The following is a 17,658-nucleotide window of genomic DNA, read 5'->3' on the forward strand; positions in this document are numbered from 1 at the left end:
AAGGCCCGCCGTGGTGCCCCTGCACCGCCGGATTGCGGCGCGACCGCGCGGGCCGGACAGGAGAGTCCGTCATGGGTTCCGAACCGCGACCCGCCTTCGGCCGCCGCGGCCTGCTGCTGGGGGCCGCCGCCCTCGGCACGACCGCCGCGCTCGGCGCCGCCCCAGCCGCGGCCGCCGTCCCCGGCTTCCCGACCTTCACCCGCCTCGGCGCGGCGCTGGACCGGTCCAAGCTGAGCTACGCGCCCGCCCGGAAGGAGATCATCTTCCCCTCGATCCGGCACGTCGCCGGGAAGGTCGCCAACCCCCTGGGCAACTGGTACATGTACTACGCGCCGCACGACGACCCGGGCGGGATCTGCCTCGCCTACGCCGACTCCCTCGCCGGGCCCTGGAAGGAGTACTCGGCGAACCCGATCATCGACCGGAACTGGGGCGGGCACTTCTCCGTCCCGCACGTCTCCAGCCCGCACGCCCACTGGGCCGACGGGAAGATGCACCTGTACTTCCACGGCGACAACCGCACCACCCGCGTCGCCACCTCCACCGACGGCCGCAACTTCACGTACGTCGGCACGGTCCTGCACACCTCGATGCTCCCGTCGAACGTGTCGGAGGCGTCCTACGCGCGGGTCTTCCCGCACCCCACCCAGTCCGGCGTCAACATCATGCTGTTCATGGGGAACCAGGCCGGGACCCGCAAGATCTTCATCGGCTGGTCGCACTCGCTGACCTCGGGCTGGCAGTTCAAGCAGCAGCCGCTCATCTCGCCCGGAGCGGGGGAGGAGGGCCAGATCTCGGGCGCCCACTACTGGGGGCGCAACGGCGGCGGCCACGTCGTCTACCACTCCGGCGACGGCCGCATCCGCGTCGCGTACGTCGGCACGGGCTTCGACCGCGAGGACCACCTCGGCGTCCTGTACACCGAGCCGCAGGCCACCCGCGCGGCCGCGCCGAGCTTCGCCGAAGAGGGCGGCCGCCTCTACATGTTCTACGAGGCCGGTGCCAGGAGCAACACGGGCATCGCCATCGCCCGCACCTGACCTCGCCCCCGACCCCGACCCCGACCCCGACCCGCCGGGCGTCCCCGCACCGGACGCCCGGCGGGTAGGTTTGCCGGAGCAACGGCGACGAGAAGGGGGACCCATGGGACAGGACCTGGGAACGATCGGCTTCAACCGCAACGACGGCACGGCGGCATCGCTGGCCGACCACCTCGGCGAGGTGGTCCTCATCGTCAACACCGCCTCGAAATGCGGCCTGACCCCGCAGTACGAGGGCCTCCAGGCCGCGTACGAGGAATACCGCGACCGCGGCTTCACGGTCCTGGGCTTCCCCGCGAACGACTTCATGGGCCAGGAGCCGGGCACCGACGAGGAGATCGCCGAGTTCTGCTCGGTGCAGTACGCGGTCACGTTCCCGCTCATGGCGAAGATCAGTGTTGCGGGCGAGACCCGCCACCCGCTCTACACCGAGCTCATCGCCCGCCGCCCGGTGACCGAGGGCGGCACCGACCCCGACCCCGAGATCCAGTGGAACTTCGAGAAGTTCCTCCTCGGCCGCGACGGCGAGGTCGCCGCCCGATTCGCCCCCACGGTCACCCCCGACGACCCCGCGCTCCGCAAGGCCATCGAGGCCGAACTCCAGCGCTAGCCGCCCGTCGGACGAGCCGCACCGCCGGGCACCGACCGCTCGCCGGTCGGCCCCCGGCCCCGCCGCCGCTCCCGTCTCAGGGGCGGGCCACCAGGCCCGCCTCGTAGGCGAGGACCGCGGCCTGGACCCGGTTGCGGATGCCGAGGCGCGTGAAGATCGCGGTCATGTGGCCCTTGACGGTGCCCTCGGACATGAAGAGCCGCTTGCCGATCTCGTAGTTGGACAGGCCCTCCCCGAGCAGCCCGAGCACCTCCCGCTCCCGCGGGGTCAGGCCCGCGATCCGCTCCTTCTCCGGGGTGGGGCGATCGAACCCGGCCGCGCCCATCTTCGCGATGACGCGCTGGGCGATCCTGGGGGAGAGGTACGCGGCGCCTTCGGCGACGGCCTTGACGCCGAAGATCAGCTCCCGCGGGTCGGCCGCCTTGAGCATGAACCCGCTCGCGCCCTCCCCGAGCGCGCGCATCACGTACTCGTCCTCGTCGAACGTCGTCAGCATGACCACCGCGGTCGCCGGTGCGAGACCGCGGATCTCGACCGCCGCCGACAATCCGTCGAGCCGCGGCATCCGGATGTCGAGGACCGCCACGTCGGGCCGGTGCGCCCGCACCAGCTCCACGGCCTCGGCCCCGTCCCCGGCCTCCGCGACCACCTCGATCCCCGGGTCGCTCCCCAGGATCGCGGCGACCCCGGCCCGGATCATGGCCTCGTCGTCGGCCAGCAGCACTCTGATCATCGCTCCCCCTGCAACGGCATCCGGGCCTCCACGGCGAACCCGCCGCCGCGCTGGCCCGCACTGAACGAACCCCCGAGCAGCCGCACCCGCTCGGCCAGCGCCGCCAGTCCCGAGCCGCCCGGCTCCAGCCGCGGCGCTGCCGCGCCCCCCGTGTCCGACACCCGCACCAGCACCGCTCCGTCCTCCAGTTCGACCAGGACCGCGACCGCCGCGCCCGGGGCGTGCTTGGCGGCGTTGGTGAGCGCCTCCTGCACGACCCGGTAGACGGCCCGGTCCACGAGCGGCCCGAACACTTCACCGCCACCGGGCGGCAGCTCATCGAGCCGCACGTCCAGGCCCGCCGCGGCGGCCCGCGCCACCAGCTCCCGCACGGGCTCGTCGGCCGGTGCGACCGGCGCGGCCTCCTCGCGGAGCATCCCGAGGGACTGCCGGAGCCGGTCGGTGGCCTCGACCGCGCTGGCGCGCAGCGCGGCCGCCGCTTCCCGGCCCCGCTCGGGCAGGTCCGGCGACAGCTCCAGGGCCCCGGCCCGCAGGGCGATGAGCGCCAGGTCGTGGCCGACCGAGTCGTGCAGGTCCGCGGCGATCCGCGCCCGCTCCCTCGCCCGCGCCCGCTCGGCCACGAGGTCCTGCTCGCGTTCGAGCCGCGCGATGCGCTCCTGTTCGGCCTGGAGCAGCGCCACCTGCTGGCGCCGGTACCGGCCGCCGAACCACGGCAGCATCACGAACACGCCCAAGACCATGAACATCGTGACGCCCTCGCCGCGGTCGGCGACCATCACCGGCACCGTCAGCGCCGCGGCGACGAGCAGCAGGTGCGCGCCGTGGCGGAAGTCGACCCGCCGCCCGTACAGGTACGCGAGCAGGGCCAGCACCGCGAACGCCGCCTGCCGCCACGCCGGAAGCTGCACGGTGTCGATGCCGTTCACCATCGCCGCGGCCGCTATGAGCGCCAGCCCTGCCCCGTAGATCACGCCGCAGAGCCTACCGACTTGAGCCGCACCGCCCGCGCGACCGCGACCGCGACCCCCGCCACCGCCGCCGCCATCAGCGTCAGCGTGAGGGGCAGCGCGAAGTAGAACATCTGGTTCCACGGGATCGTGCGGCCGTTCGACAGGAACGAGACGGCGGCGGGGAAGGCCGCGAACACGACCGCCGGGACGAGGACCGGCACCATCCGCAGCGCCGTCCGCCAGAGCTTGCGCCCGGCGCGCTTCTCGGCCCAGCGGCGCGAGCGGACCACGCCGAGGACCCCGAGGCCGATCGCGGCGAGGGCCGCCAGGAGGAGTACCAGTTCGTAGACCTGCCCGGTCCGCGAGGGCTCCGCGGGCGTGCCGCCCTCGGCGATCGCGGCCAGGCCCTCCATGGCGGTCCACGTGACGTCCGCGAGTCCGGCGCCGGTGCTCATCACCGCGATGCCGTACCCGGTCGCGGGGTCGATCCACTCGACCGAGTTGTAGGTCATGAGGTTCCCCGAGTGGGACAGCGTGCCGTCCGACTCCACGCCCCAGCCCATCCCGTAGTCCTCGACCGCCGAAGGAGCGTGCATCGCTTCGAGGCCCGCGGGGCTGACGAGCTGCACGCCCTCGCCGTTCTGGCTGGCGAGCCACTTCCCCATGTCGGCGGCGCTGGCGATGACGCCGCCGCTGCCGGAGTCGTCGAGGAACCCGGGTGCCTCCTCGCGGGCGATCCACCACCCGTACAGCGAGTTGTAGCCCAGGCCGGGCATGACGTCCTCGTCGCGGGTGGCGCTGTCCTCCATGCCGAGCGGCGTGAAGACCCGCTCGCGCATGAAGTCCGCGAACGACCGCCCGGAGGCGACCTCGACCAGGCGGGCCGCGACGTTGAGGTTCGCGTTGCAGTACGCCCAGTCGGTGCCCGGGTCGGCGGCGAGCGAGTCGTCCGCGAGGCGGGACACGTACTCCTCCAACGAGTCCGCGTCGTCCAGCTCGGTCACGTCGATCGTGGTGTCGCTGAACCCGGAGGTCTGGTCGAGGAGCTGGCGGACCGTCACCTCCCCGGCCCGCGGGTCGGCCATCGCGAACTCGGGGAGCTGCTCGGCCACCGGGCCGTCGAGCTCGACCGCGCCTTCTTCCACGAGGATCATGACGGCCATGGCGGTGAAGGACTTCGAGACCGAGGCGACGCGCATCGGCGTGCGCTCGGTGACCGGGTCGCCGTTCGAGTCCTCGCCGTACCCGGCGGCGAAGACGGTCTCCGCGCCGTGCGTGACGACCGCGGACAGGCCCGGCACGCCGGTGGTCTCCACGAGGTCGGTCAGGTAGGCGTCGTACGCCTCGGCATCGGGGGCGGTCTCGGCGTGCGCCGGGGAGGCCGGTGCGGCGATGACCGCGGCGGCCGCGAGGGCGGCTCCGATGAGCTTGAGGGCCTTGGGTTTCACGTGGGTGGCTCCGTTCTGGACGAGTACCCGGTGAACGTTATTGCGGCCCTGACCTGCTGCCATCGGAAGAAAGTCGGGATCTGCCCCTGACGAAAGTCAGGGGTCGCCCGGTCACCCGTCATCCCTGCTGGAAGCCTTTGCGAGGGATGTCCGCAATCGTCCCACCATGCAAGAACTCCTACCCCCCGAATGGGGGCCCTGGTATGGTCGAGCCATGCGAACCGCCGCACGACTCACCCGGCGGCGCGCCATCGACCAGATGGGCGCCGCGAGCGCCCTCTGTCGACCTCTGATGCGATAGCCGGACGCGCGCCCAGCGCCGCCCGGCCGATCCCCGCCTCCCACGCGGACCCACCATTTCCGATCACGCGACGCCCGTGCCCCGTCCCCACCGGACGGCCCCCGGGCCAGCCATCGACGAGGGAACTCAGAGCCCATGCAGCACCGACCCGACCACGCGTTCAAGATGCGCCACCCGTACCGCCGCAGGATCATCGCGGCCGCCGCCCTGGCATTGGCGGTCGCCGGCCTGACCGCGGGCGTCGCCGACCACGCCACGGCCGCGACGCAGGACACCGCGGGCGACCACATCGAACGACCCCGATAGCGAACGACCCGAGAACCTGGGCCTCCGTCTGGTGGGACGGGGGCCTTTCCTTGTGCGCCGCGGCCGGGCCCCTCGGGTAGATTGGCAACGCAGATTTACCGGTACACAAGCAAGGGGTCCGATGCACGCCTTCCCGCTCACCCGCGTCACGCTGCTGGACGGCCCGTTCAAGCGGGCGCTGGACAACGACCTCGCCTACGTCCTCGCCATGGACCCCGACCGCCTCCTCGCCCCCTTCCTGCGCGAAGCCGGGCTCGAACCCGCCGCGCCCTCGTACGGCAACTGGGAGGACTCCGGGCTCGACGGCCACATCGGCGGCCACTACCTCTCCGCGCTGGCCCTCCTCGCCGCCGCCACCGGCGAGGCCGAGCCGCGCGAGCGCCTGGACCGCATGGTCGCCGAGCTCGCCCGCGCCCAGGACCACCTCGGCACCGGCTACGTCGGCGGCGTCCCCGGCGGCGCCGCGCTCTTCGAGGGCCTCCGCGGCGGCGCGGGCGTGCGCACGCTCGGCTCCAGCGACCACTGGGTCCCCTGGTACAACCTGCACAAGACCTTCGCGGGCCTCATCGACGCCCACGTGATCCTCGGCCACGAGCAGGCCCTCGCCGTCGTCCTGCGCCTCGCGGACTGGTGGCTCGACATCGCCGCCACCGTCGAGGACGACGCGTTCGAGACCATGCTCGACACCGAGTTCGGCGGCATGAACGAGGCCTACGCCGACCTCGCCGCCCTCACCGGACGCACCGACTACGCGGACATGGCCCGCCGCTTCTCCCACCGCGCGATCCTCGACCCGCTCCTGGAAGGCCGCGACGACCTGACCGGCCGCCACGCCAACACCCAGATCCCCAAGGCCGTCGGGTACGCCGCCACCGCCGCGGCCACCGGGGACACCGCGCTCGAAGCCGCCGCCCGCCACTTCTGGCACCAGGTCGTGGAGCACCGCTCCGTCGCCCTCGGCGGCAACTCCGTCCGCGAGCACTTCCACGCCGCCGACGACTTCACCGCCATGATCGAGGACCGCGAGGGCCCCGAGACCTGCAACACCTACAACATGCTCAAGCTGACCCGCCGCCTCGCCGAGCACCGCCTCGAACCGGCCCACCTCGACTTCGCTGAGCGCGCCGCCTACAACCACCAGCTCGCCTCCCAGCACCCCGACCACGGCGGCCTCGTCTACTTCACCCCCATGCGCCCAGGCCACTACCGCGTCTACTCCCAGCCCCACACCAGCATGTGGTGCTGCGTCGGCACCGGCATCGAAGCCCAGGCCAAGTACGGCGAACTCGTCTTCGGCGAGCACGACGGCGCGCTCGCGGTCAACCTGTACCTCCCCGCGGTCCTCGACGCGCCCGAGTTCGGCGGCCGGATCAGGGTCCAGACCCGTTTCCCCTCCAGCGCCGGCGTCACCGTCTGGTTCGACCTGGACGAGGCCCGCGAGTTCACGCTCCGCCTGCGCGTGCCCGGCTGGGCCGAGGGCCTCGCCGACCTGCGCGTCAACGACGAGCCCGTGGACACGACCGCCGAACCGGGCGCGGTCCTCATCGAGCGCACCTGGCGCAAGGGCGACGTGGTCGCCTTCGGCCTCCTCGCGCCGGTGCGGGCCGAACGCCTCCCCGACGGCTCGCCCTGGCAGGCGTACTTCGCCGGGCCGATCCTCCTCGCCGCCCGCACCGGCGCCGGACGCCTGGACGGCCTCCTCGCCGACGACTCCCGCATGGGCCACGTCGCCCACGGCCCCCTCCTCGGCCTCGCCGACACCCCGATCGTCGCCGACCTGCCCGCCGCCGACGTCCTCGAACCCCAAGGGCCGCTGCGCTACCGGCTCGCCACCGCCGACCCGGCGGGCTCGGTCGAGCTGGAGCCGTTCTTCGGGCTCCACGACGCCAGGTACACCGTGTACTGGCCCGTCGCCGAGCCCTCCGGGATCGCGGAGCGCCGCGCCGCGCTCGCCGCCGCCGACCACGGGTCGCTCGCGCTCGACCGCACGACCGTCGACAAGGTCGCGTTCGGCGAGCAGCAGCCCGAGTCCGACCACGCCTTCCGCGGCGAGGACACGCAGGTCCACACCGGCGCGGACGGCCGCCGCTCCCGCTCGACCGCCGCGTCGATGGCCGTCACGCTCAAGGACCCGCAGGGCGAGGCCCGGGAACTGCGGATCGGCTTCCGCCTCAACGGCCCCGCGGCCGTCGCGGTGCGCCTCGGCGGCGTGCTCGTCGCCGAAGAGCGCTGGGACGGCGGCGACGAGTCGTTCGACCTCCACTACCGCGTGCCCGCCGAACTCGCGGCCGAGCCGCGGCCCGCCGCGCTCGACCTCGAACTCACCGCCCTCGACGGCCTCCCGACCCCCGCGGTCACCACCGCGCGCCTCATGCGCTGGGCCGCCCCCTAGCGGGCGCCGGATCGTCCCGGGAGGCCCGGCGGGTCGCCCGGACCGGGGACGTGTTCCAGGTCTCGGTCGGGAGGCGTCACATCCGGGGCCGCTGTCCCGTCAACGTTCCGAACGGTTCCGACCGAGAGAAGGGAACGAGACGATGACCAAGCAGCGCGAGGCGGACGAGGCGGCGATCCGGGAGCGGATCGGGTCGATCGTGGAGGGGTTGCGCGCCAAGGACCTTGATGCGCTCGGGCGGCTGTACGCCGAGGACGTGGTGTCCTTCGACGTCGAGCCGCCGCTCCAGCACGTCGGGGTGGCCGCGAAGCTGAAGAACTGGGCGAACGTGTTCGCCGTGTTCGCAGCAGTGGACTACGAGCTGCGGGACCTGCGGCTGACTGTGGACGAGACCGTCGCGTTCGGACACGCCTTCGGGCGGCTCAGCGGGAGGCTGAAGAACGGCGCGGTCACCGAGGGCATGTGGGTGCGCGCGACGTTCTGCCTCGTGAAGTCGGCGGGGGAGTGGCGGATCGCCCACGACCAGGTGTCGGTGCCCTTCGACATCGCCACCGGGAAGGGCGTGGCCGACCTGCGGCCGTAAGGGTCCGCGCCCCGACCTGCTCAGGCCCCGGTCCAGTCCCATTCCAGGATCTGCGCCCGCATGAGGCGTGCGGCGGCCGGGAGGCGGTCGCCGTCGGTCCAGTGGAGGCTGAGGGTGCGGGTGCAGTGCGGGTCGTCGATCGCGGCCCAGGCGACGCCCGGGATGGCCCAGGTGGTCCGGGCGATCTCGGGGAACAGGCACACGCCGATGCCCGCGGTGACGAGCGCGAACGTGGCGGCGGTCTCGTCGGTCTCGCAGACGATTCGCGGCACGCGGTTGCGCTCGGTGAGGAGCCGGTCGAGGAGGCGGCGCTGCCATTGGCCGGGCCGGGTCGTCACGAACGGCTCCTCGGCGAGGTCCTCGACGGACACGCGCCCCGCGGCGGCGAGGCGGTGGCCGAGCGGGGTCGCGAGCCAGACCGGTTCGACGGCGACGACCGCCGACTCGGTGCGGTCCGCGGCGACCGGCTGCGAGGCGAGGCACAGGTCCACCTCCTGGGCGAGCAGGGCGCGCTCCATCTCGGCCGGGGCCATCTGGTGGAGGCGCAGCTCCACGTCCGGGTGCGCGGCGGTGAACGCGTTGAGCGGCCCGGTCAGGGGCAGGAACGTCTCCGAGGCGAGGCGCACGCTGCCCGCGCCGCCGCTGAGGGACTCCGCGACCGCGCGGCGACCGGCCTCCAGTTCGCCGATCGCGCGTTCGACGTGGTCGCGGAAGAGCCGGCCGGTGTCGTTGAGCTGCAAGCGGCCCGCGCGGTCGAACAGGGGCGCGCCGAGTTCGGCTTCGAGCCGGGCGATGCTGCGGCTGAGGGACGGCTGGGCCACGCGCAGTTCGGCGGCGGCGCCGCTGAGGTGCTCCAGGCGGGCGACCGCCAGGAACTGGCGCAGGGTGTTCAGGTCCACGGGTGCTCCTCATGTCGTTCGAGTCATAACAGCATAGCGATATTGGTCTTTGATGAATTAACCGATCGGTCATAACCTCGGTGCCATGCAACGAGAAACGACGATCGACGCGCCGGAGGCGGCGACCGCGCCGCCCGGCCCGGCACCCGAGCGGACCGCGGCGAGCGGGTGGGTCCTGCGGGGCGTGACCACGGCCTACCTGGTCGCGGGGTTCGCGCAGCCGGTGTTCGCCGGGGTGTACCTCAGCGGCGACTTCGACGGGCTCGCCTGGCACGTGCGCGGCGCGGACCTGGTGTCCTACATCGCGATCGCGCACCTCGGCGCGGCGGCGGCCGTGTGGGTCCGGGGCCGCCGGGCGTGGCCGTTCTGGTCCTCGCTGGCGCTCGTGGCCGGCGTGACCGCGCAGTACTTCGCGGGCACGGGCGGCGCGCTGTGGCTGCACTTCCCGCTCGGGGCCGCGCTGGTCGCCGGGATCGCCGGGGCGTTCGCCGCGGTGTGGCGGCGTCCGCTTCCCAGGCGCGCCAAGGAGGTCCGGGCCGATGGGTGAGTGGAACGCGCCGGTCTCGCGGCGGCGGGCGCTCGGGATCGGGGCCGGGATCGGCGCGGTCGCGGCGGGCGGGCTCGCCCTGTCCGCGGCCTGGGCCCGCCGCCCCGCCGCCACGGGGGATCTGCTGCGCAGCGCCGTGCCGCTGCCCGAGCCGTTCACGGCGCCCCTGCCGGTCCCGCCCGTGCTCGCCCCCGTCGAGTCCACTGCGGACGGCGACCGGTACGAGCTGGTCCAGCAGGAGGCCGAGGCCGAGATCATCCCCGGCTTCGCGACGCGGCTGTGGACCTACGGCGGCGTCTTCCCCGGCCCCACGATCGAGGCGCGGCGCGGGCGGCACACCACGGTGCTGCACCGCAACGAACTCCCCGTCCCCACGGTCCTCCACCTCCACGGCGGCCGCACCCCCGCCGCCTCCGACGGCTACCCGACCGACCTCGTGCTCCCCGACGGCTGGACCGGCCACGCGGGCCACTCCATGGCCGACGACCGCGCGGCGGTCGCGAACCTCCAGCGCGAGTACGGGTTCCCGCTCGACCAGCGCGCCGCCATGCTCTGGTACCACGACCACCGCATGGACTTCACCGCCCCGGCGATCTGGCGCGGCCTCGCCGGGCTCCACCTCGTGCGCGATGACGTGGAGGACGCCCTCGACCTGCCGCGCGGCGACCGCGAACTGCCGCTGATGATCGCCGACCGGGCCTTCGACGAGGACGGCCAGTTGGCCTACCCCGCGGTCGACCCGAGCCTCACCGGCGAGCACGGCGTCACCGAGCCCTACCTCGCGGGCGTCCTCGGCGACGTGGTCCTCGTCAACGGCGCGCCCTGGCCCGAGCACGAGGTGGACACCGGCCTGTACCGGCTGCGGGTCCTCAACGCCTCCAACGCGAGGCACTACGAGCTCGAAGCGGTCGCCGACGACGGCCGGACCGTCCCGCTGGTGCAGATCGGCGCCGACCAGGGCCTTCTCGCCGCGCCCGTGCCCCACGACCGGCTGCCGATCGCGCCCGCCGAACGCTACGACCTGCTCGTGGACTTCGGGGGCCTGCCCGTCGGCTCCGCCGTGCGCCTGCGCAACCGGCTCGGGACCGGCCCCGCCGCCGACGTCATGCGGTTCCGCGTCGCCCGCGACGGCACTCCGGCGCAGATCCCCGCGACCCTCGCCTACGACCTCCCCGAGTGGGACCGCGCGGATGCGGCCGTCGTCCGCGACCTCGCCTTCCGCGCGGGCCGCATGGACGACGGGCGGCACGGCTGGCTCATCGACGGCCTCCCGTTCGACCCGGCCCGCGCCGACGTCACCGCCCGCCTCGGCGACGTCGAGGTGTGGCGGCTCGTCGCCGACGTCCACCACCCCGTCCACCTGCACCTCGTGGGCTTCCGGGTGCTCTCGCGCGGCGGCGGCGCGCCCCTGCCGCACGACGCCGGGCTCAAGGACACGATCGCGCTGCGCCCCGGCGAGTCGGCCGAGATCATCACCCGCTTCGACGGCTACCGGGGCCGCTACCTCTTCCACTGCCACAACGCCGAGCACGAGGACATGGGGATGATGGCGAACCTGGAGATCGTCTGATCGGGCGGCGCGGACCGGGGCCCCGACCGCGTCGGGCCCCGGTTTAACCGCTGTACCGGACCCGTTGCCGCATGCGAGGATCGGCCGATGTCCGACGCCGCACCCACCGACCGCACCGGCCTGCTCCGCTGGCAGTTCGAACTCACCTGGGCGCTCTTCGAGTACCACCTCGAACGACTCGAAGACGACGACTTCCTGTGGTCGCCCGCCGCCCTGACCTGGACCCTCCACCCGGGCCCCGACGGCTGGGAGCCCGACTGGGCCGACACCGAGCCCGACCCCGTCCCGGTCCCCACGATCGCCTGGCTCACCTGGCACCTCGGCTGGTGGTGGACCACCGCCGCCGCGCACGTGCGGGGCCGCGTCCCGGCCGACCGCGCCGACGTCAAGTGGCCCGGCCCCGCCGCCGCCGTCGAATGGCTCCGCGGGCACCGCGACGAGTGGCTCGCCGTCCTCGACGAGCTCGCCGACGCCGACCTGGACGCGCCCTCCGGGTACCCCTGGCCCGCCGACGCCGGGCTCACCGTCGCCCACCTGGCCGGATGGGTCAACGCCGAGCTGATGAAGAACGCCGCCGAGATCGGCCAGCTCCGCCTCGTGCGCGCCGCGGCCTGAACCCGCCGCCGAATCAATGGTGCGGTTGGCACACTCTGGGGATTCTGGGGACCCCCGGCCCTCGTAGAGTCGTCATCAGCAACCCAAGCACACATTCAAGCGGAGGATGAGCACCATGAGCGAGTACGACGTGACCCCCGACGAGACCGACACCGGCGTCGAGGACGAGTACACGACCGAGGACGAGAGCCTCGGCGGCCTGCCCGGCGTCACGGTCGAGGAGACCTTCGACCTCGACGGCGACGGCTACGCCGACAACACCATCACCGCCGACGGCGTCACCTACATCGACTCCGACGGCGACGGCCAGGCCGACGGCGTGGCGGTCGACTACGACGGCGACGGCGTCTCCGACGAGCTGCTCATCGACGCCGACGGCGACGGCACCTTCGAGACCGCGGTCTACGACACCGACGGCGACGGCGTCGCCGACACCTTCGAGTCCGACACGGACGGCGACGGCGTGGTCGACCAGGTCTCCTACGACACCGACGGCGACGGCTTCGTCAACCAGGTCGTCACCGACACCGACGGCGACGGCTACGCCGACGTCGTGGCCACCGACTACGACGGCGACGGCCTCGTGGACGAGATCGAGATCGACTCCGACGGCGACGGCGTCGCGGACACCACGCTCGTCGACTCCGACGGCGACGGCTTCCTCGACACCGTCTACACCGAGACCACCCCGCAGGGCGACTCCTTCCAGTCCCAGACCGGGCAGGTCATCTGACCCCTCCGGCCCCGCGCCGGAACCGCTTGAATCCCGGGGGCCGCACCCGCGGCCCCCGGGGCCCACCGAGAGGACCCCGCTTGATCCCCGACCCCACCGTCCTGCACCCGATGGCCGGACAGCCGCGCGTCGTGTTCCTGAAGCCGCTCGTCGCCTCCGAGAAGATCGAGATCGGCGAGTACACGTACTACGACGACCCGGACGCGGCCACCGAGTTCGAGGAGCGGAACGTCCTCTACTCGTACGGTCCGGAGAAGCTGCGCATCGGCAGGTACTGCGCGCTGGCGACGGGGACGCGGTTCATCATGGCCGGGGCCGACCACCCGATGGTCGGGGTCTCGACGTTCCCGTTCGCGATCTTCGGCGGCGCGTGGGCCGAGTCGACGCTCGACATCGTCATGAACGTGGAGAGCCGCGGCGACACCACCGTCGGCAACGACGTCTGGTTCGGGAACAACGTGACCGTCATGCCCGGCGTGACCATCGGCGACGGCGCGATCATCGCGACCGGCGCCCTCGTCACCGCCGACGTCGCGCCCTACACGATCGTCGGCGGCAACCCCGCCAAGCCGATCCGCAGGCGCTTCGCCGACGACGAGATCGAACTGCTCCTGCGCGCCGCCTGGTGGGACTGGCCCGTCGAACTCGTCACCGAGCACGCCCGCGCGATCATGTCCGGCACCCCCGCCGACATCTTCGCCATTGCCGAGGCCAACGGCCTCACCTGACGCCCTCCAGCAGGTCCGCGATGACCCCGTACCCGCGCTCGCGGGCGTGGTCGAGCGCGGTGCGCCCGTTCCTGTCCCGGACCGCGGCGTCCGCGCCCGCGTCGAGGAGCAGCGCCGTGACCTCCTGGTGCGGCTCCCCGCCGTCGCCGAGCGCCACGGCTTCGAGCAGCGCCGTCCACCCGTTGTAGTTGACGCGGTCGATGTACTCGGCGATCCCCGTGGCCGCCAGCACCTCCCGCACGTAGTCGGCGTGCCCGCGCTCCGAGGCCGGGTGCAGCGGGCTGCCGCCGCGCCGGTTCGGGACCTCCAGGTCCGGGCCCGCGTCGAGGATCGCGCGCATCATCGCGACCGACCCGGTCACACCGCACGTCACCCACGGGGTGTCCCCGAGGGCGTCGCGCGCGTCCGGGTCCGCCCCGTACTCCACGAGCACCCGCGCCGCCGCCACCTCGTCGGCCAGCGCCGCGAGCATGAGCGGGCTGCGGCCCTCCCCGTCGCGCACGTCCGGCTCCGCGCCCTGCCCCAGCAGCCGGGCCGCCCCGTCGGCGTCCCCGGCCGCGGCGGCCTCCAGCAGCTCCCGGTTCCAGTCCTCGACGCTCCCCTGCACCCGCGCGGCGGTCCGTTCGGTCTCCCGCACCGAGCGGTGCCCGCGCGGTTCGGGGACCGGCGCGCAGGCCGCGAGCGAGCCGGCCCCGGCCGCGAGCACGAGCCTGCGCCCGATCCCCTTGCGCGCCTTCATCAGCCCTCCAGGTCCGCGAGCGCCGCGAGGCCCGCGAGGGCGATCTCCTCGTCGATGTCGCCGCTGGGGGCGCCGCCGACGCCGATCCCTGCGATCGGCGCGCCGTCGTAGACCACCGGGACGCCGCCCGCGAGGAACAGGGTCCCGGGGATGTCGGCGACCGTCGCGCCGTCGCCGACGGCGTTCTCCGTCAGGTCGCTGGTGGCCTGGCCCCACGAGACGGCCGTGTACGCCTTGGCTTCGGCCGAGTCGGGGCTCTGCGGGCCCGCGCCGTCGCCCTTGACCATGGCGACCGTGTTCCCGGCCCGGTCGACGATCGCGACGGTGACGCGCTGGTCGAGCTCGGCGGCCTTGTCCTGGGCGGCGTCGAGGACTGCGAGGGCCGCTTCGCGGGTGAGGGCGTTCGCGCCGCGCACCCCGTCGTCCTGGACCTCGGCGACCGCGACGGCCTCGACGGGCCCGGTCTCGGCGCCCGGTGCGGCGTAGGCGCTGACGCCGACGATGCCGCCGACGACGGCGAGTCCGGCGACGGCCCCGACGGCGAGGCGCTTGCGGAGGTTGATCGCGTGCATGTGGTGCTCCTTCGGATCGAGTCCGGCGGTTCCGCCGGCACTCCGCCAAGTCTTCGGCCGCGGCCCCGCCCCCGCATCGAGCGGCGGATCGATCCGGTCTCCATCCTTCGATTGACGCGCCCGCCGCGCGTCCGGGGCACCCTTGACGCGAAGCGCCCGCGGGCGGGCGGCACGCGGGCCTACGCTGGGCCCCCGGGGAGGAGAGGCGGAGGGACCGTGGGGGAGCGCTCCTGGTTGAACGGCGCGATGCACGCCGCGTTCTTCCTGCTGCTCGCCGCCTCGGCCGCGAGGGTGGTCGCCCGGCACGAGCTGGCCGACCGGCTCACCGTCGCCGCGCTCGCGGTGGCCGGGCTCTTGGCGCTGCTCTACGGGGCGGGCGTGGTCTGGTGGCGGCGGCTCGGGCCCGCGCTGCCGGTGTGGCTCGGCCTGGTCATCGGTGTGGCGGTGGCGCTCGTGCTGCTGGCGCCCTCGTTCGCGTGGTGCGCCGTCCCTCTGTACTTCCTGTGCCTGCGGCTGCTGCCGACCGCGGGGGTCATCGCAGCCGCCGTGCTGCTCACCGCGGCCGTCGTCGCCGGTCAACTGCGCATCGCGAAGGTGTTCGACCCGAGTCTGGTGCTCGCGCCGATCGGCATCGCCGCGATCATCACCGCCGTGTTCTGGGCCCTCCAGTACGAGATCCGCGAGCGCCAGCGCCTCATCGACGACCTCGTGGCCGCCCGCGACTCCCTCGCCGCCTCGCAGCTGCGCGCCGGGGCCCTCGAAGAGCGCGGTCGCCTCGCCCGCGAGATCCACGACACGCTCGCGCAGGGGCTCTCCAGCATCAGCATGCTGCTCCAGGCCGCCGACCGGTCCTGGGGCGCCGACCGGTCCCGGGCCCTCGCGGCCCAGGCCGCGGCGGTCGCGGACGAGAACCTCGCCGAGGCGCGCCGCTTCGTCCACGACCTGACGCCCGCGCGGCTCGAAGGCCGCAGCCTCGCGGACGCGCTGCGCGAGCTGTGCGCCGACGTCACGCACCGCTCGGGCCTGCGCACGGTCTTCCGCGAGGAGGGCGAGTCCGCCGGGACCGGCGAGGCCGCCGCCGCGGTGCTCCTGCGCGTCGCCCAAGGGGCCCTGGCGAACACCGTCGAGCACGCGGCCGCCTCCGAGGCGGTCGTGACGCTCTCGCACCTCGGCGACGCCGTCGCCCTCGACGTGCGCGACGACGGCCGCGGCTTCGACCCCGGCGCGACCGCGCCGTCCGGCCGCGGGTTCGGCCTGCCGGGGATGCGCGAGCGCCTCGCACGCGTCGGCGGGAGCCTCGCGGTCGAGTCCCGCCCCGGCGAGGGCACCGCGCTCGCCGCGTCCGTCCCGCTCGGTGAGGAGCCGTGATGCGCCTGTTCCTGGTGGACGACCACCCCGTGGTCCGGGCGGGCCTGGCCGCGCTCGTCGACGGCGAGAGCGACATGGAGGTGGTCGGCGAGGCCGCCGACGCCGCCGCGGCGCTGCGCGGCATCCGCGGGTGCGCGCCCGACGTGGTGCTCATGGACCTCCAGCTCGGTTCCGGCCCCGACGGGTTCGCCGTCGCCGAGGAGGTCGCGAAGCTCCCCGACGCGCCGCGCGTCCTCGTGCTGACCACGTACGAGTCGGACGCGGACGTGCGCCGCGCCGTCGCCGCCGGGGCCACCGGGTACCTGCTCAAGGCCTGCCCGCCCGAGGAGCTGTTCGCGGCGATCCGCGCGGCCGCCCGCGGGGAGTCGTCCCTGTCGCCGAAAGTCGCCGCGCGCGTGATGGACCAGGCCCGGTCCGGCCGCCCGGCGCTGACGGCCCGCGAGTCCGAGATCGTCGCCCTCCTCGCCGAGGGCCTGGGGAACCGGCAGATCGCGCAGCGCCTGTTCGTCACCGAGGCGACCGTCAAGACCCACCTGGTCCACATCTTCGCGAAGCTCGGCGTGGACTCGCGGACGGCGGCCGTCGCCGCGGCCGTCCAGCAGGGCCTGATCCGGCGCTGACCTGCGATTCGACTCGTGTCCCGGACATGAGCAGCCCGTCGTTATACGCTCGGGTCACGATCGGGGGGCGATACCCGCAATGGCACCAGGACAGCACACGTCGACTCGCGCGGACTACCGCGACCTGGCCCCGCTCTTCCCCGAGATGGCGGCACTGGACGCGGACGACCCGCGCCGCGCCGAACTCCGCGAGCGGCTGATCACCGGGCACCTGCCGCTCGCCGAGCACATCGCGCAGCGCTTCAGCGGCAAGGGCATCGTCAAGGACGACCTCCTCCAGGTCGCCTCGGTCGGCCTCATCCACGCCGTGGACCGCTTCGACCCGACCCTCGGCTGCGAGTTCCTGTCGTACGCCGTGCCCACGATGATGGGGGAGGTGCGGCGCTGCTTCCGCGACACGGCCTGGCCGATGCGCGTCCCGCGCCGCTTGCAGGAGCTGCGCCTGGCGATCAACAAGGCCGCCGCCGACCTCGCCCAGGAGCTGGGCCGCCCCGCCACGGGCGCGGACCTCGCCGAGCGCCTCGGCGTCACCGAGGCCGAGGTGGACGAGGGACTCGAAGCGCGCCAGGCGTTCTGGTCGGTCTCGCTCGACGAGCCCGAGTACCGCGACCCGGGCCGCGCGCCGCTGTGCGAGACCCTCGGCGGCGAGGACCTCGCGCTCGCGCTCGTGGAGGAGTTCGAGGCGCTGGCGCCGCTCCTGTGCGACCTGCCCGAGCGCGAGCGGCGCATCCTGGCGCTGCGGTTCTTCGAGGAGAAGACCCAGGCGCAGATCGGCGCGGAGATCGGGATCTCGCAGATGCACGTCTCGCGGCTCCTCAAGGGCGTGCTCGAAGAACTGCGGGAGCGGTTGACGACCGCGTGACCGGACGCCCGGAATGGCGGCGGAATGCGCTTTCGAATTGAA

The 17,658-nt window shown here is 73.8% G+C and carries 19 protein-coding genes; 13 read left to right on the forward strand and 6 right to left on the reverse strand.

What is annotated here, in order from left to right; genetic code table 11:
• Positions 1-71: 71 nt before the first annotated feature.
• Complete coding sequence (locus tag ACFFXY_RS12260) at positions 72-1,040, forward strand: glycoside hydrolase family protein (protein ID WP_382350396.1); 969 nt, start codon at positions 72-74, stop codon at positions 1,038-1,040.
• 103 nt (positions 1,041-1,143) lie between these two features.
• The gene (locus ACFFXY_RS12265; protein ID WP_382350399.1) at positions 1,144-1,650 is read left to right on the forward strand and encodes a glutathione peroxidase; all 507 of its coding nucleotides are present in this window, start codon (positions 1,144-1,146) and stop codon (positions 1,648-1,650) included.
• Positions 1,651-1,726: 76 nt separating this feature from the next.
• Here the strand turns inward: ACFFXY_RS12265 and ACFFXY_RS12270 are convergent, their stop codons facing one another.
• Genes ACFFXY_RS12270 through ACFFXY_RS12280 form a run of 3 tightly spaced genes read right to left on the reverse strand, consistent with a single transcriptional unit; the run spans position 1,727 to position 4,781 of the window.
• Positions 1,727-2,383: a response regulator gene (locus ACFFXY_RS12270; RefSeq protein ID WP_382350402.1), complete on the reverse strand. Its 657-nt coding sequence runs from the start codon at positions 2,381-2,383 to the stop codon at positions 1,727-1,729.
• Positions 2,380-3,354: a sensor histidine kinase gene (locus ACFFXY_RS12275; protein WP_382350405.1), complete on the reverse strand. Its 975-nt coding sequence runs from the start codon at positions 3,352-3,354 to the stop codon at positions 2,380-2,382. Before ACFFXY_RS12275 ends, ACFFXY_RS12270 begins: the two co-directional genes overlap by 4 nt.
• The gene (locus ACFFXY_RS12280; RefSeq protein ID WP_382350408.1) at positions 3,351-4,781 is read right to left on the reverse strand and encodes a serine hydrolase domain-containing protein; all 1,431 of its coding nucleotides are present in this window, start codon (positions 4,779-4,781) and stop codon (positions 3,351-3,353) included. Before ACFFXY_RS12280 ends, ACFFXY_RS12275 begins: the two co-directional genes overlap by 4 nt.
• A gap of 436 nt (positions 4,782-5,217) precedes the next feature.
• Between ACFFXY_RS12280 and ACFFXY_RS12285 the strand changes: the two genes are divergently transcribed.
• The 3 genes from ACFFXY_RS12285 (at position 5,218) to ACFFXY_RS12295 (ending at position 8,363) form a co-directional block, all read left to right on the forward strand.
• Positions 5,218-5,388, forward strand: coding sequence for a hypothetical protein (locus tag ACFFXY_RS12285; RefSeq protein WP_382350411.1), 171 nt, complete (start codon positions 5,218-5,220; stop codon positions 5,386-5,388).
• 121 nt (positions 5,389-5,509) lie between these two features.
• Positions 5,510-7,780 carry a beta-L-arabinofuranosidase domain-containing protein gene (locus ACFFXY_RS12290; RefSeq protein WP_382350414.1) on the forward strand — a complete coding sequence of 757 codons (2,271 nt, stop codon included), beginning with the start codon at positions 5,510-5,512 and terminating at the stop codon, positions 7,778-7,780.
• Positions 7,781-7,922: 142 nt separating this feature from the next.
• Positions 7,923-8,363, forward strand: a complete 441-nt coding sequence (locus ACFFXY_RS12295; protein ID WP_382350417.1) for a YybH family protein — start codon at positions 7,923-7,925, stop codon at positions 8,361-8,363.
• 20 nt (positions 8,364-8,383) lie between these two features.
• Here ACFFXY_RS12295 and ACFFXY_RS12300 read toward each other — a convergent pair whose 3' ends face one another.
• Complete coding sequence (locus tag ACFFXY_RS12300; RefSeq protein WP_382350419.1) at positions 8,384-9,262, reverse strand: LysR family transcriptional regulator; 879 nt, start codon at positions 9,260-9,262, stop codon at positions 8,384-8,386.
• Between the two features lie 85 nt (positions 9,263-9,347).
• On the opposite strand from ACFFXY_RS12300, the gene ACFFXY_RS12305 reads away from it, so the two are divergent.
• From ACFFXY_RS12305 to ACFFXY_RS12325, 5 genes are all read left to right on the forward strand, one after another.
• Positions 9,348-9,809, forward strand: a complete 462-nt coding sequence (locus ACFFXY_RS12305; protein WP_382350421.1) for a hypothetical protein — start codon at positions 9,348-9,350, stop codon at positions 9,807-9,809.
• Positions 9,802-11,379 carry a multicopper oxidase family protein gene (locus tag ACFFXY_RS12310; protein ID WP_382350423.1) on the forward strand — a complete coding sequence of 526 codons (1,578 nt, stop codon included), beginning with the start codon at positions 9,802-9,804 and terminating at the stop codon, positions 11,377-11,379. Before ACFFXY_RS12305 ends, ACFFXY_RS12310 begins: the two co-directional genes overlap by 8 nt.
• Positions 11,380-11,466: 87 nt before the next feature.
• On the forward strand, positions 11,467-11,994 hold the full coding sequence (locus ACFFXY_RS12315; RefSeq protein WP_382350425.1) for a DinB family protein: 528 nt from the start codon (positions 11,467-11,469) through the stop codon (positions 11,992-11,994).
• Positions 11,995-12,109: 115 nt separating this feature from the next.
• A complete protein-coding gene (locus ACFFXY_RS12320) occupies positions 12,110-12,727 on the forward strand; it encodes a hypothetical protein (RefSeq protein ID WP_382350428.1) in 618 nt (205 codons plus the stop codon).
• A 110-nt stretch (positions 12,728-12,837) separates the two neighbouring features.
• Positions 12,838-13,455, forward strand: coding sequence for a CatB-related O-acetyltransferase (locus ACFFXY_RS12325; RefSeq protein WP_382350637.1), 618 nt, complete (start codon positions 12,838-12,840; stop codon positions 13,453-13,455).
• Here ACFFXY_RS12325 and ACFFXY_RS12330 read toward each other — a convergent pair.
• Together ACFFXY_RS12330 and ACFFXY_RS12335 are read right to left on the reverse strand one after the other, a co-directional pair.
• Positions 13,448-14,194 (reverse strand): ankyrin repeat domain-containing protein, encoded by a 747-nt coding sequence (locus tag ACFFXY_RS12330; protein ID WP_382350431.1) that lies wholly within the window; start codon positions 14,192-14,194, stop codon positions 13,448-13,450. The two genes, ACFFXY_RS12325 and ACFFXY_RS12330, sit on opposite strands and share 8 nt — an antisense overlap.
• Positions 14,194-14,766 (reverse strand): GlcG/HbpS family heme-binding protein, encoded by a 573-nt coding sequence (locus tag ACFFXY_RS12335; protein WP_382350433.1) that lies wholly within the window; start codon positions 14,764-14,766, stop codon positions 14,194-14,196. Before ACFFXY_RS12335 ends, ACFFXY_RS12330 begins: the two co-directional genes overlap by 1 nt.
• 216 nt (positions 14,767-14,982) lie before the next feature.
• Between ACFFXY_RS12335 and ACFFXY_RS12340 the strand changes: the two genes are divergently transcribed.
• From ACFFXY_RS12340 to ACFFXY_RS12350, 3 genes are all read left to right on the forward strand, one after another.
• Entirely contained in the window at positions 14,983-16,134 is a 1,152-nt protein-coding gene (locus tag ACFFXY_RS12340) for a sensor histidine kinase (RefSeq protein ID WP_382350436.1), read from the forward strand.
• Entirely contained in the window at positions 16,134-16,754 is a 621-nt protein-coding gene (locus tag ACFFXY_RS12345; RefSeq protein ID WP_382350439.1) for a response regulator, read from the forward strand. Before ACFFXY_RS12340 ends, ACFFXY_RS12345 begins: the two co-directional genes overlap by 1 nt.
• Before the next feature lie 79 nt (positions 16,755-16,833).
• The gene (locus ACFFXY_RS12350) at positions 16,834-17,616 is read left to right on the forward strand and encodes a SigB/SigF/SigG family RNA polymerase sigma factor (protein WP_382350441.1); all 783 of its coding nucleotides are present in this window, start codon (positions 16,834-16,836) and stop codon (positions 17,614-17,616) included.
• Positions 17,617-17,658: the final 42 nt, after the last annotated feature.

The organism is Glycomyces mayteni (assembly GCF_042428885.1).
In the GTDB taxonomy this organism is placed as follows: Bacteria; Actinomycetota; Actinomycetes; order Mycobacteriales; family Micromonosporaceae; genus Glycomyces; species Glycomyces mayteni.

Bases quoted from the DNA above. Each gene is read 5' to 3' on its own strand.
- ACFFXY_RS12310 (WP_382350423.1), top strand. From the start codon at position 9,802: ATGGGTGAGTGGAACGCGCCGGTCTCGCGGCGGCGGGCGCTCGGGATC.
- ACFFXY_RS12290 (WP_382350414.1), top strand. From the start codon at position 5,510: ATGCACGCCTTCCCGCTCACCCGCGTCACGCTGCTGGACGGCCCGTTC.
- ACFFXY_RS12335 (WP_382350433.1), bottom strand. From the start codon at position 14,766: ATGCACGCGATCAACCTCCGCAAGCGCCTCGCCGTCGGGGCCGTCGCC.
- ACFFXY_RS12265 (WP_382350399.1), top strand. From the start codon at position 1,144: ATGGGACAGGACCTGGGAACGATCGGCTTCAACCGCAACGACGGCACG.
- ACFFXY_RS12285 (WP_382350411.1), top strand. From the start codon at position 5,218: ATGCAGCACCGACCCGACCACGCGTTCAAGATGCGCCACCCGTACCGC.
- ACFFXY_RS12325 (WP_382350637.1), top strand. From the start codon at position 12,838: ATGGCCGGACAGCCGCGCGTCGTGTTCCTGAAGCCGCTCGTCGCCTCC.
- ACFFXY_RS12345 (WP_382350439.1), top strand. From the start codon at position 16,134: ATGCGCCTGTTCCTGGTGGACGACCACCCCGTGGTCCGGGCGGGCCTG.
- ACFFXY_RS12270 (WP_382350402.1), bottom strand. From the start codon at position 2,383: ATGATCAGAGTGCTGCTGGCCGACGACGAGGCCATGATCCGGGCCGGG.
- ACFFXY_RS12330 (WP_382350431.1), bottom strand. From the start codon at position 14,194: ATGAAGGCGCGCAAGGGGATCGGGCGCAGGCTCGTGCTCGCGGCCGGG.
- ACFFXY_RS12320 (WP_382350428.1), top strand. From the start codon at position 12,110: ATGAGCGAGTACGACGTGACCCCCGACGAGACCGACACCGGCGTCGAG.
- ACFFXY_RS12305 (WP_382350421.1), top strand. From the start codon at position 9,348: ATGCAACGAGAAACGACGATCGACGCGCCGGAGGCGGCGACCGCGCCG.
- ACFFXY_RS12315 (WP_382350425.1), top strand. From the start codon at position 11,467: ATGTCCGACGCCGCACCCACCGACCGCACCGGCCTGCTCCGCTGGCAG.
- ACFFXY_RS12260 (WP_382350396.1), top strand. From the start codon at position 72: ATGGGTTCCGAACCGCGACCCGCCTTCGGCCGCCGCGGCCTGCTGCTG.
- ACFFXY_RS12295 (WP_382350417.1), top strand. From the start codon at position 7,923: ATGACCAAGCAGCGCGAGGCGGACGAGGCGGCGATCCGGGAGCGGATC.
- ACFFXY_RS12350 (WP_382350441.1), top strand. From the start codon at position 16,834: ATGGCACCAGGACAGCACACGTCGACTCGCGCGGACTACCGCGACCTG.